Here is a 12,648-nt window from a genome sequence, read left to right on the forward strand (position 1 = left end):
TGGAGGACTCCTTGAACACCAAACGCATGCTCGCGGCCGGCAGCGCCGTACTGCTGGCCGCCGTCACCGCGGTCCTGGCCGTCGCCGTCGCCGCTTCCCCGGCCTCGGCCGCCACCAACGACTTCCGCGGCTTCAACTGGGCCGACCAACGGGACAACTTCGTCGACGACACGTTGGTGCTGGGCGGACTGTCCACCGCCGACAGCTACGCCACAACGGTGGCCAAGGCGACCAGCGTGCTCAACAGCGCCACCGCCAACTTCAACACCAACACGGTGCGCATCCCCGTGAACTACGCGACCGTCTCGGGAAGCTACTGGAACTCCTACCGCGGCATCATCGACGCCGCCGGCCAGGTCGGCTACAAGATCATCCTCAGCTACTGGGAGGCCGCCAGCGACCGCGACGGGACCGTGGACAACGACACCCAGTTCTGGTCGATGTGGCAGACCATCGTCAACGCCTACGGCAGCGCCGGGCACGTCTACTTCGAGCCCTTCAACGAGCCGTACGGCTACAGCGCCGACGCCTGGAAGAACCTCGCGGCGCAGTGGCTGTCGACGTACGCCGCCGTGCCGAAGGGCCGCATCATCATCAGCGGGTCCGGCTACAACACGGGCCTCATCACGATCGGCAGCGACAGCCGCTTCAACGGCACCTACATCTCGCGCCACACGTACAAGTTCTTCAACAACGACTACACCACCGAGGCGCAGTTCTACAACGGCCTGGTGTCCAGCGTCGGCAGTTACGCCGACCGGGTCATCATCACCGAGTGGGGCGCTGAGATGACCAACGGCAAGAACTACGAATCCCCCAGCAGCGACCTGTTCATCTCGTTCATCCGCGGCACGTCGGCAGCGGCGCGCCAGCTCGGCCTGGGCAGCGTGTACTGGCCGGGCGTACGCATCAACGACACCTACAGCATGTTCGGCCTGGGCGGCAGCGGCACCAACCTGTCGGTGAGCATCACCAACCAGTCCGGCAAGAAGTTGGTCCAGCACTCGTGGGGCATGAACGTCAGCATCGCCACGCCTCCGGCCGTCCCCGCTCCGGCGACCTACTACCGGGTCACCAACGTCAACAGCGGCAAGGTGATGGACGTCATCGGCCAGTCGACGGCCGACAGCGCCGAGGTGAAGCAGTACACCTGGAACAGCGGCGCGAACCAGAAGTGGGCGTTCGAGGACGCCGGCGGCGGCTACTACCGGCTCCGGAACATGCACAGCGGCAAGTGCCTCGACGTGGCCAGCGGCTCGACCGCCAACGGCGCCAACATCATCCAGTACGCCTGCGGGACCGGAACCAACCAGCAGTGGCAGTGGGTCGCCAGTGGCAGCGGCTTCCAGCTCAGGGCACGGCACAGTGGCAAGTGCCTCGACGTGGTGAGCTCGGGGACCGGTGACGGCGCCGACATCCAGCAGTACACCTGCGCGAGCGCGGCCAACCAGCAGTGGACGCGTACGCAGGTCTGACCCACTCGGGACGCAGGGCGGCGGCCGGTGCCACGGCCGCCGCCTTCGCGGTAAGGCGAGAAGCCATGTCGAGCACGCATGGCGTTCACCCTGACGTGTCCCGGAAGTCCAGGCGCATGCCTACGTTTCATTGTCGGCTGTCTAAATAAACAGCCATCACTCTCCCAGAAGGGACCACGTGATGGGCATCCGACGCATCCGCGCCGCCACGATCACGGGCACGGCGCTCGTGCTGGTCGCCGCCACGGCCGCGATCGCGCTGACCACCTCCGCGAGCACCGCCGCACCGGCCGCGGCCGCCGCCGACCCGGTGCTGGTCGGGGCCGGCGACATCGCGACCTCGGGCTCGGGCGACACCGCCACCGCGGCACTGCTCGACGGCATCTCGGGCACCGTGTTCACCACCGGCGACAACGTCTACAACAACGGCACGAGCTCGGAGTTCAACTCCTACTACAACCCGACGTGGGGCCGGCACAAGGCGCGCACCCGCCCGGCACCGGGCAACCACGACTACAACACCTCCGGCGCCAGCGGCTACTACGGCTACTTCGGCTCGGTCGCCGGCCCGTCCGGTCGCGGGTACTACTCCTACGACCTGGGCAACTGGCACATCGTGTCGCTGAACTCGAACATCAGCATGACGTCGGGTTCGGCTCAGGTGACCTGGCTGCGCAACGACCTCGCGGCCAGCACCAAGCCGTGCACCCTCGCCTACTGGCACCACCCGCTGTTCACCTCGGGCGCCAACCACGCGCCGTCCACCTCCACCCGGCCGCTGTACCAGGCGCTGTACGACTACAACGCCGACGTCGTGGTGTGGGGCCACAACCACCAGTACGAGCGCTTCGCGCCGATGAACCCCAGCGGCGCGGCGGACAGCGCCCGCGGGCTGCGCTCGTTCGTGGCGGGCATGGGCGGCGCGGGCGCGTACGGCTTCGGCACGATCCAGCCCAACAGCCAGGCCCGCAACACCGGCACCCTGGGCGTGCTCAAGTTCACCCTGCACGCCGACAGCTACGACTGGCAGTTCGTCCCCCAGGCCGGCAAGACCTACACCGACAGCGGCACCGGCACCTGCCACTGAGCCACTGTCGTACCTGCCTCGCGGGCCCGTGCTCGGCGCGGGCCCGCCCCCTGCGCGTCCTGACCGTCGACGCCCGAATCCTGGTCAGACCGCTGGAACCTGTGCCGTCAGGTCCTGGCGGCGAGCCAGGCGTCTTCAGGGGCGTAGTCGAACGCCTTCTCGCCGCAGGCGCGGAGGAAGACCGGGAAGGCGTCGCGCCAGTCGACCCGCCGCGTGGTTTCGGTGATCCACTCGACGAGAGCGGGCAGTGCGGCCAGGTAGTCGGTCACCGGCCGGTAGCCCAACAGCCGCTCGGCAGCGGTCATGTCCATGACATAGGGATACGGCACCGACCATGGTGTGTCGCCGATACCCGTGGTGTCGCGTCCCGGGATCAGGATCTCCTCGGGATGGTGGTCGAGCAGGCCGTTGATGGTCGAGGCGATCTCGCGGACGGTGACGGCCCGCGGGTCCGCGGCATTGAGGACCCGGCGGCCGGGTCGGTGCGCGGCCAGACGGATCAGTTCGGCGAGGTTGGCCGTGCTGGTCGTGTGAAACCGGCTCTGCCCGTCGTGGCTGAGCACCTGGACAGGACGGGAGTCCAGCGCGCGTTTGACGAACCACCACTCGCGGGGGAACACGCTGCCGGGTCCGGCGATCGCGCCCGGCCGCAGCACGGTCACCGGCAGGGCGCTGTCGAGCAGCACGTTCTCCAGCGCGACCTTGCTGGTCGAGTACGTCGACGGCCCTGCCGGCACCGTGGCCTGGTCCTCCGGGACCGGTAGGGGCAGCACCGGGAAGTCGTCAGGGCCGGTCGCCTCGTCGAGGGAGTGGCCACGGGCGTCGGCGTACACCGAGAAGCTCGACAGGACGACGGCCGTGCCGAGCCTGTCGGCGAGACCCGCCAGCTGCCGGCCATGGGCCTCGGTGTAGGCCACGCAGTCCACGAGCACGTCGAAGCCGCCGCCGACCGCCGCGGCGAGGGACTCGTCATCGTCGCGGTCCACCTGCACGCCGCGGACACCGTCGGGCCAGACGGCCGCCCGACGGGCGCCCGCGGACACCTGCCAGCCGTCGTTCGCCAACGCTGCCACGACCGCGGTCCCGACCTGTCCGGAAGCTCCAAGCACCAACGCTGTCCCTGTCACGGCCGGAACAGTAGCCCGGACCCCGCGCTGTGCTCGTATGCGTTCGCGCACGGCGTATGCGCGGTGACGGCCCGGCGAGGTGCGAGACGGATCGGCCTCAGCGCAGGGCCGGCGACGCCGTCTCCGCGGTGCCGGCGGCGTCCCGCGCGGATGAGGTGTTCCTTCGCGCGGCGGTGACCACCACCATGACTGCCACCAGAACGGCCACCGCCACCCCCGCGAAGGCCAGCACCGTTGCCGCGTCGGGGTGGATCACCGACTGGCCGCGCCTGGCCTGCCACGTGAGCACCGCGAACACACCGGTGTAGCCGCACGCGGCGACACCCACCAGCCGGGCACGGACCCGTTCGTCGCGCAGCAGGCCGCGCCTTGCCGCCAGGATGCTCAGGACGGCCGTGACGAGCAGTAACACCTGGATGCCGTTCGCCATGAGCCTCGCGCGGCGGGCCGCGCCGGACCATGCGGCCGACCCCCGGGTATGACCGGGGGCTACCCCCCGGCCGGCCGCTTCGCCGCCTCCGACGCACCGCGCGGGCGAGCTGGAGATCGCGTCGTTTCCCAAGGTCGACTTGCTCGTTCCTCCTGGCAGGCGCCGTCCGCGGGGTGGTGGCCAAGCGGGGTGGGGACTGCTCCGCAACAGGTTCGGGAGCGCCGCGGAAGCGGTGGAGGGTGTGCGACATGGTCGACCGCAGGCGGATTCTTCAGGCGACGGCGGCCATGGGCGCCGCCGCCGCGCTCTCCCAGCAGGCGGGCTGGGCCTGGGCGGCGGGTCAGGGCCGAAAAAGCACGTTGAACCCGAACAAGATCCGCAAGTACGTCACGCCGCTGGCGGTGCTGCCGGTGCTGGCGCCGGCGCGCCGCGAGGCGGGCGGGCCGGACCACTACCTGGTCGGCGTGCGCCAGTTCCGCCAGCAGATCCTGCCGCGGGGCATGCCGCGGACCACCGTGTGGGGCTACGGCGACGGGTCGAATCCGCGCAGCTTCCGCACGCCGTCGGCCACCATCGAGGCGAGGGTGGACCGTCCCGTGCGGGTCACCTGGGCCAATGAGCTCGTCGACGCCGACGGCGGCTACCGCCCGCACCTGCTGGCGGTGGACCCGACGCTGCACTGGGCCAACCCGCCGGGCGGCAGCACCGGCCGGGACACCCGGCCCGCGTTCACCGCGACGCCGGGTCCGTACCGGGGGCCGGTGCCGATCGTCACGCACCTGCACGGGGGGCGTTCGCTGCAGGACAGCTGCGGGTATCCGGAGGCGTGGTACCTGCCGGAGGCGCGCGACATCCCGCGCGGCCACGCCACCGCGGGCAGCTTCTACGACGAGTTCGGCGACGAGTTCGCGCAGCGCCACGGCGCGGCCTGGAAGCCGGGCACCGCGACGTTCCACTACGGCAACGACCAGCGCGCGGCGACGCTGTGGTATCACGACCACACCCTCGGCATGACCCGCGTCAACGTGTACGCCGGCCTGTCCGGGTTCTTCCTGCTGCGCGGCGGCTCCGGGGATCTCGCGCCCGGCGTGCTCCCGGGGCCCGCGCCGGGGCCGAACGACCGGCCCGGCACCCGCTACTACGAGATCCCCCTGATGGTGCAGGACCGCTCCTTCAACGCCGACGGCTCGCTGTTCTACCCCGCCAGCCGCGCCTTCACCGACGATGCGGGACCGTACGTCCCGAACGGCCCGTTCCCTCCGATCTGGAACCCGGCGTTCCTCGCGAACACCATGACGGTCAACGGCAGCACCTGGCCGGTGCTGGAGGTCGAACCGCGCCGCTACCGGCTGCGTCTGCTCAACGGCTGCAACAGCCGCGTGCTGATCATGAAGCTCGTGACGGAACGGCTGGCGCCGCGCCCGGCGCCCGCGGCCCTGCCGATCTGGCAGATCGGCAACGACGGCGGGTTCCTGCCCGAGCCGGTGTCACTACGGCAGCTGCTGCTCGGCCCGGCCGAGCGCGCCGACGTCATCGTGGACTTCACCGGCCTGCGTGAGGGCACTGAGCTGTACCTCGTCAACGAAGGCCCGGACGAGCTCTGCGGCGACAACTTCGACCCGTCGGATCCGGCCACCACCGGCCAGGTCATGAAGTTCACGGTCGGCCGACTGACCGGCAAAGACCGCAGCGTCCCGCCGGAGCATCTGGAACTGCCCCGGATCCGGCCGCTGGGCCGTGCGTCCCGGACCCGGAAGCTGGCCCTGGACGAGCAGCTGGGAGACGACCAGTCGATCAAGATGATGCTGTGCACGATCGACGCGGACGGGCACGCCAAGCCGCAGCACTGGCACGACCCGATCACCGAGCGGCCGGCGCTGCACGCCACCGAGATCTGGGAGCTGCACAACTGGAGCGCCCACGCCCACCCGATCCACCTCCACGTGGTGCAGTTCGAGGTGCTCGGCCGCGGCAAGGACGGCACGCAGCCGCCGCGGCCGGGCGACCGTGGCACGAAGGACACCGTCCTGACCTTCCCGGGCGAGATCACGCGGGTGAAGGCGACCTTCGACCTGGCCGGGCGCTACGTGTGGCACTGTCACCTGCTCGAGCACGAGGACAACGACATGATGCGGCCGTTCCGGGTGGGCTGACCGGGTGCGGTGGTCTTCGGGCGCACCCGGGCGGCTCGGGTTCCGAGCCGCCCGGGTGCGCCACGCCGAACGCGCTGCGCGCGTGTCCGGCCGGGTCCGGCTAGCGCAGCGAGCGCAGGCCGGTGCGGACCTCGTCGACGAGCGAGGCCGGCTGCTCCCAGGCGGCGAAATGGCCGCCCTTGGGGAGCTTGTTGTAGTGGATCAGGTTCGGGTAGGCCTTCTCCGCCCAGCTCCGGGGTGCCTGGTAGAGCTCGTCGGGGAAGACGCTCACCGCGACCGGCAGCTTGACTCCCTTGACGCCGAAGAACGAGAACGTGTTCTCCGCGTACAGCCGACCCGCCGAGACGCCCGTGTTCGTCAGCCAGAAGTGCGTGACGTTGTCGAGCACGTCGTCACGGGTCATGCCCTCGGGCACGCCCGCGAAGGACCGCGAGATCATCGCCATGCTCCGCGGGTCGTGGTCGAGCAGCCACGACGCCAGGAAGATCGGCGAGTCCGCCAGACCGGTCAGCGTCTGCGGTCGCGACGCCATCTGCAGCGCGTACGCCACGTGCTTCCAGGTGAAGTCGAGCTGCTCGCAGGTGGCCCGCTCCTCGTCGGACAGCCCGGCGGGCAGGTTGTCCAGGGCGTTGGCCGCACCGATGACGTTCTTCTGGAACAGGTTGTCGATCTCGGCGGGCACCACGCCGGCCATGTTGGTGTGCAGGCCGACCAGCCCCGGGACCTCCTGCGCCGCCATCAGGTCGACGACGATGGCGCCCCAGTCGCCGCCCTGGGCGACGTAGCGGTCGTAGCCCAGGCGCTTCATCAGCTCGCCGTAGGCACGGGCGATGCGGTCGGGTCCCCAGCCCTTCTCGGTCGGCTTGCCCGAGTACCCGTAACCGGGCATCGACGGGATGACGACGTGGAACGCGTCGTCGGCGGTGCCGCCGTGGGCGGTGGGGTCGGTCAGCGGCTCGATGAGCTTGAGCTGCTCGAGGACCGAGCCGGGCCAGCCGTGCGCGATGACGATCGGCAGGGCGTTCTCGTGCTTGGAGCGCACGTGGAGGAAGTGGATGTCCAGGCCGTCGATCTCGGTGAGGAAGTTCGGGTACGAGTTCAGCTTCGCCTGGCACCGGTACCAGTCGTAGTCGTGCGTCCAGTACTGGGCCAGCGCCTGCATCGTGGCGAGGGTCGGACCCTGCGAGTCGTCGGAGACGGTCTCCTTCTCGGGCCAGCGCGTGTGCATGATGCGCGCGTGCAGGTCCTTGAGATCGGCCTCGGAGACCTCGACCTTGAACGGCCGGATCGCGGCGGCGTCGGATGTGACAGACATGATGAGCTTCCTTGCTGTGCTGATGGGAGCTTCGGAAGGCGTCGGGCCTTCCGGCGGTGAGCGCCGGCGGTAGCCGGCTGCTTACGGCGAGCACCTGTCGGAAGGTGGTCGCCCGGACCTGCGCTAATCAGGCAAGTTGTGCCCCTATCTTGGGTGGATTCTAGTGGAATTCGGCGTTCCGAAGCCGCTGCGGCGGCAGTTCCGTCCCACCGCGGGCCGGGCATCACCGGCCCGTCCACGATCGCAGCCGGAATGGCAGACCGCCCCCGTGCCGACCCCCGGCCGACCCCCCGGTCCAGCCCCCGGGCCCCAGGGGAGAACCCACAAACAGGCATGAACTGCGCATCGTGCGCTTATCTTCCGGACGTGCCCGCGGCGCGGTCCTCCACGGTCGGCGACCCTGTGGGAGGTGGTCGCCGCCACCGTCCCGACCTGGGAGGATTCGAGCTATGGGGGCGTTGGCGGTAGGCACCCGGGCCGGACTTCGCGGGCGAGACCACGAGCTGGCCAGGCTCGACCAGGCGCTCGCCGACGCGCGAGCGGGGGTGAGCGCCGTGCTCGTGCTGCGGGGCGAGCCGGGTATCGGCAAGACCGCGCTGCTCGAATACGTGGCAGCACACGCGGCCGGCTTCCGCACGACCGGCGTCATGGGAGTCGAGTCGGAGATGGCGCTGCCCTATGCCAGCCTCCACCAGCTCTGCGCACCACTGCTCGGCAACCTGCCGCTGCTGCCCGAGCCGCAGCGCGATGCGCTCTCGGCCGCCCTGGGTCTGCGCCAGGGCCCGACGCCGAACCGCTTCCTGGTCGGCCTGGCCGCGCTCAGCCTGCTGACCCGGGCCGCCGAGGAACGGCCGCTCGCCTGCCTCGTCGACGACGTCCAATGCTTCGACGAGGAGTCACTGCAGGCGATCGCCTTCGTCGCCCGGCGGCTGACCGCCGAGCCCATCGCGATGATCTTCACGCTGCGCTCCCCCGGCGGTGACGAGCTGACTGATCTGCCCGGCATGACACTCGGCGGCCTGAACGACACCGACGCCCGCGCCCTGCTCGCCTCGGCCGTGCCCGTCGCCCTGGACCCCCGCATATCTGATCGCATCGTCGCCGAAGCACACGGCAATCCCATGGCGCTGCTCCTGCTGCCGCGCCTGTTCTCACCCGCCGACCTGGCAGGACTCTGGCCGCCCGGCCGACGCCCCGTGACCGACACCATCGAAGGCGCCTTCCATCTGCGCTTTCAACAACTCCCGCCGGACAGCAGACGCCTGTTGCTGACCGCCGCGGCCGACCCCACCGCCGACGCGGACCTGCTGTGGCGCGCTGCCGAACGGCAACACATCCCGGCCGGGGCGGCCGCGCCCGCCGAAGCCGCCGGGCTCGTCGAGTTCGACCACACCGTGCGGTTCCAGCACCCGCTGGCACGCTCGGCCATCTACCAGAAGGCGCCGGCACCGGACCGCCGCGCCGCGCACCAGGCGCTCGCCGAAGCCACCGACCAGCACACCGACCCCGACCGCAAGGCGTGGCACCGCGCCCAGGCCGCAGCCCGCCCCGACGAAAACCTGGCGGCGACGCTCGAAGACTGTGCCGTCCGGGCCCAGGGCAGAGGAGGAGCCGCCGCGGCCGCGGCGTTCCTGCGCCGATCCGCGCAGCTGACCCCCGACCCGGCCCGGCGTGCCGACAGGGCGCTGGCCGCAGCCCTGGCCGGCATCGACTCCGGCGGCCTCAGCCACGCCCACGACATGCTGGCCGCAGCCGCCGCCGGCCCCCCGGACGAGACACGACAGGCCCGGCTCGACCGATTGCGTGCCCGGCTGGCCTTCACGCAACGACGCGGCACCGACGCACCCCGGCTGCTGCTCGACGCCGCCCGCCGACTCGCCCCGGTCGACGCCCTGCTCGCCCGCGACACGCTGCTGGAGGCCTACGGCGCGGCGCTGTACGCCGGACGGCTGCACACCGGCCCCGACCGGCCGGAGATCGCCCGCGCCGTACGATCCGCGCCACAGGCCCCGGCGCCGCCGCGCTCGGTCGACGTCCTGCTCGGCGCCCTCACCGACCTGACCCTTGACGGCTATCCCGCCGCCGCCGACCGGCTGCGTCAGGCGCTGCACACCGTTCAGCGCGAGCAGCGATCCGCGACGCCCGGGGCCGACCAGCGATGGATGTGGCTGGCCTGCCCGGTCACGCCCGAGCCGCTGGCGCCGGAGCTGTGGGACGACGAGGCCTGGCACGAACTCGCCACCGGCGCGGTCACCCTCGCCCGCGACGCGGGTGCGCTCGGCGTCCTGCCGATGGCGCTGAGTTACGAGGCCTGCTACCGCATCCACGCCGGCGACCTCGCGACCGCGGCATCCCTGTCCGAGGAGGCGGCCGCGATCTCGACCGCCATCGGCAGCGCACCGATGGTGTACGCGTCGCTGCTGCTCGCCGCCTGGCAGGGCCGGGAATCCCAGGCCCTCCGGCTCATCGACGCCGCCCGCACCGAAGCCCTCACCCGCGGTGAGGGGCGCGCGCTGTCCATCGCCGACTACTCCACCGCCGTGCTCTACAACGGCCTCGGCCGATACGACGCGGCACTCGCCGCCGCGACCCAGGCCTGCCAGTACGAAGACCTGGGACTGCTCGGCTGGGCGCTGCTCGAACTGATCGAGGCCGCCACCCGCAGCGGGCAGCCCCGGGCGGCCGCTGCCGCGCTCGACAGGCTCACCGAACGGACCCAGGCCGCCGCGACCCCCTGGGCCCTCGGCGTCGAGGCCCGCTCACGGGCGCTGATGAGCACCGGGGACGAGGCCGACGGCCACTACCGACAATCGATCAAGCACCTGAGCCGGTGCCGGATCACCGTCGACCTCGCCCGCGCCCGCCTGCTGTACGGCGAGTGGCTGCGTCGCCGGCAACGCCGGGGACAGAGCCGCGAGCAGCTGCGCTCCGCCCACGAAGCGCTCAGCCGGATCGGCGCCGACGCCTTCGCCGAACGCGCGCGCAACGAGCTGCTGGCGACCGGCGAGACCGTACGCAAGCGCGACACCTCCGCCATCAGCGAACTCACCGGCCAGGAGGCACAGATCGCCCGGCTGGCCCGGGAAGGGCGCACCAACCTGGAGATAGCGGCACACCTGTTCATCAGCCCCCGGACCGTCGAGTGGCACCTGAGCAAGGTCTTCACCAAACTCGGCATCACCTCGCGCAGGCAACTGCGCGCGGCGTTCTCTTCGTCGGCACCGCCGCTGTCGACGATGTGATCCGCTTCGGCCCGATCTGGCCCATTTTCCGTGATGCGCTTGACCATGCGGCCTGGCCGCTCGCCGGTTCATGTCCCGACAGGCTCGCCCCGCTGTGCTGTACTCCACGCCATGGATCGCCGCCGGAAAGTCATCGCCACCGTGCTGGCCATAGCCGTCGCTGGTGCCGTGGGCGTCCTGCTCAAAGTCCAGCGCGATCGGGAGTGGGCGCACGGGGGCGATGATGTCGACGTCGTCGTCGACCTCCGCTTGGCCGGTAATGAAACCTTCGACGCGACCGTCGTCATGCTCGGTGGCCCGAGCCGGCACCAGACCGGTGCGCCGCTGGGCACGCAGGCGCTGGTGGTGCGGGCGAGCTGGAGCGAAGCTCCGAGCGACAACGGCCATCACTACGCCTTGATCGCGCTGGACAAGCGAGTGTCCCCGCCGCGGCTGCTGGGCGCCAATGGGGCATGGGTGGTAGGAGGCGCACCGGAGGGCACGGGCTCCCACTGGTCCAGCGCCTACACCGAGCTTGCCGAGCACTACGACTGGCTGGCCAGGACCGCAATGGTCACCGACGAGCGCGGCGTCAGCTTCCCCGGATCGGCGATAATCGCGCCGGCCCTGTCATCTGCAGCCCTTGTCGCAACCTGGTTCACGGACACGGCAGACGGGCGGCCGCCTCTGGCTGACCCGCAGGCCGAAGTCCTCATCGCGCTGGTGTATGTCGATGATGACGGCGAAGTTCGCTGGGCGAAGCGAATCTTCGGCTAAGGCCGGCCGACGGAACCCGCGGCGGCTCGACTCACGTCAACATTGATCGGGCTGTGCCGCCTACCGCATCCGGCCAAGGTCCAGCATTAGGGCGTCGTGGGTAGGCGCATCGTCGAAGGGCTTCAACTGGCCGATCCGATACCAGCCCCAAGTGGCGTATGCGGCGGACGCCGGGACGTTCTCGGGCTGCACCAGTAGTGTTGCGCGCGACTCGGTTCGGGACGCCATCAGCGCGTCATGCAGGGCTTTGGCGATGCCGCGCCTGCGCGTGGCCTGGCGGACCATGATGTAGTTCAGCGCGAAGGTACGACGACTGGGCGCTGCTGGCAGTCACCAGCGGACCGCACCTGGACGTCGTCCTCGACGTCATCGCGCACGCGATGTCGAGGAGCCCTGAAGCCTTGCGGGCCGCGTGCGAGCTTCGCGATGCGGCCTTCATCGTCGACGACATCCGGCCTGCGTTGCAACATCGCTCGGTCTCCGCCGCGACGGAGCAACGGGGCCGTGACCTCGAAGGCCTCGTCGACGGGCGCCGCTGGTGGCAGCAGCGCAGCTGACCTGGCCGGTCGGTGCTCACCAGCCGGCGGAGAACTCGTCGATGAGCCCGACACGATCCTCGAGCCCACGACGTCGGCTGGTCTGCCGTTGCAGCGACAACGGCGGCACCCGAAGCTCCCACTCCCGCCACTCGACCCACTCCAGGCGAGAGGCGGCGACCAGGCCGAAGTCCGTCGGCTCCGGCTCGTCGGCAGTGGGACCGACACCGCCGACCCACTCCACTCTGGCGCCCAGCACGGCCCGCCCCCACCAGGCGCAGAACCAGTTCGCAGGCGCCACCGGGTCCACCAGGCCGTCGAGCAGCAGTTCGCCGACGAGGAGCGCATGCGCGTCGGAGACGACGAGGTCCAGGTCACGCGGCTGGATCGGGACGCCCCGCACGGCGAGTGCGGCGCTGCCGGTCAGCCACCAGTCCACATCCGCGCCGCTCAGCCGCTGACCCTGGTCCCCAACAGCTCCGGAGCGGGCACGTTCGCGTTCGGCGCCAGCGTCCGGATCCATAGCG

General features: G+C 70.8%; 11 protein-coding genes. 6 read left to right on the top strand and 5 right to left on the bottom strand.

Features of this window, described 5'->3' with window-relative positions:
* Positions 1-11: 11 nt before the first annotated feature.
* On the top strand, positions 12-1,475 hold the full coding sequence (locus HAV39_RS06765) for an RICIN domain-containing protein (RefSeq protein ID WP_191838307.1): 1,464 nt from the start codon (positions 12-14) through the stop codon (positions 1,473-1,475).
* Between the two features lie 181 nt (positions 1,476-1,656).
* Positions 1,657-2,562, top strand: a complete 906-nt coding sequence (locus HAV39_RS06770) for a metallophosphoesterase family protein (RefSeq protein ID WP_239120826.1) — start codon at positions 1,657-1,659, stop codon at positions 2,560-2,562.
* A gap of 107 nt (positions 2,563-2,669) precedes the next feature.
* On the opposite strand, the gene HAV39_RS06775 is transcribed toward HAV39_RS06770, so the two are convergent.
* Complete coding sequence (locus tag HAV39_RS06775) at positions 2,670-3,740, bottom strand: NAD-dependent epimerase/dehydratase family protein (protein ID WP_308440909.1); 1,071 nt, start codon at positions 3,738-3,740, stop codon at positions 2,670-2,672.
* A gap of 46 nt (positions 3,741-3,786) precedes the next feature.
* On the bottom strand, positions 3,787-4,119 hold the full coding sequence (locus HAV39_RS06780; protein ID WP_191838308.1) for a hypothetical protein: 333 nt from the start codon (positions 4,117-4,119) through the stop codon (positions 3,787-3,789).
* Between the two features lie 248 nt (positions 4,120-4,367).
* On the opposite strand from HAV39_RS06780, the gene HAV39_RS06785 reads away from it, so the two are divergent.
* Entirely contained in the window at positions 4,368-6,272 is a 1,905-nt protein-coding gene (locus HAV39_RS06785; RefSeq protein WP_191838309.1) for a multicopper oxidase family protein, read from the top strand.
* Positions 6,273-6,372: 100 nt separating this feature from the next.
* Here the strand turns inward: HAV39_RS06785 and HAV39_RS06790 are convergent, their stop codons facing one another.
* Entirely contained in the window at positions 6,373-7,587 is a 1,215-nt protein-coding gene (locus tag HAV39_RS06790) for an epoxide hydrolase family protein (RefSeq protein WP_191838310.1), read from the bottom strand.
* A gap of 449 nt (positions 7,588-8,036) precedes the next feature.
* On the opposite strand from HAV39_RS06790, the gene HAV39_RS06795 reads away from it, so the two are divergent.
* Both HAV39_RS06795 and HAV39_RS06800 read left to right on the top strand, forming a co-directional pair.
* Positions 8,037-10,829, top strand: coding sequence for an AAA family ATPase (locus HAV39_RS06795; RefSeq protein WP_191838311.1), 2,793 nt, complete (start codon positions 8,037-8,039; stop codon positions 10,827-10,829).
* 111 nt (positions 10,830-10,940) lie between these two features.
* Positions 10,941-11,585, top strand: coding sequence for a hypothetical protein (locus HAV39_RS06800; protein ID WP_191838312.1), 645 nt, complete (start codon positions 10,941-10,943; stop codon positions 11,583-11,585).
* 60 nt (positions 11,586-11,645) lie between these two features.
* Here HAV39_RS06800 and HAV39_RS43500 read toward each other — a convergent pair whose 3' ends face one another.
* A complete protein-coding gene (locus HAV39_RS43500) occupies positions 11,646-11,915 on the bottom strand; it encodes a GNAT family N-acetyltransferase (RefSeq protein ID WP_342355566.1) in 270 nt (89 codons plus the stop codon).
* A 71-nt stretch (positions 11,916-11,986) separates the two neighbouring features.
* Between HAV39_RS43500 and HAV39_RS06805 the strand changes: the two genes are divergently transcribed.
* Positions 11,987-12,142: a hypothetical protein gene (locus tag HAV39_RS06805; protein ID WP_191838313.1), complete on the top strand. Its 156-nt coding sequence runs from the start codon at positions 11,987-11,989 to the stop codon at positions 12,140-12,142.
* A gap of 16 nt (positions 12,143-12,158) precedes the next feature.
* Here HAV39_RS06805 and HAV39_RS06810 read toward each other — a convergent pair whose 3' ends face one another.
* Complete coding sequence (locus HAV39_RS06810; protein WP_191838314.1) at positions 12,159-12,644, bottom strand: nucleotidyltransferase family protein; 486 nt, start codon at positions 12,642-12,644, stop codon at positions 12,159-12,161.
* Positions 12,645-12,648: the final 4 nt, after the last annotated feature.

It is taken from the genome of Catellatospora chokoriensis, assembly GCF_011297315.1.
Taxonomy (GTDB): domain Bacteria; phylum Actinomycetota; class Actinomycetes; order Mycobacteriales; family Micromonosporaceae; genus Catellatospora; species Catellatospora citrea.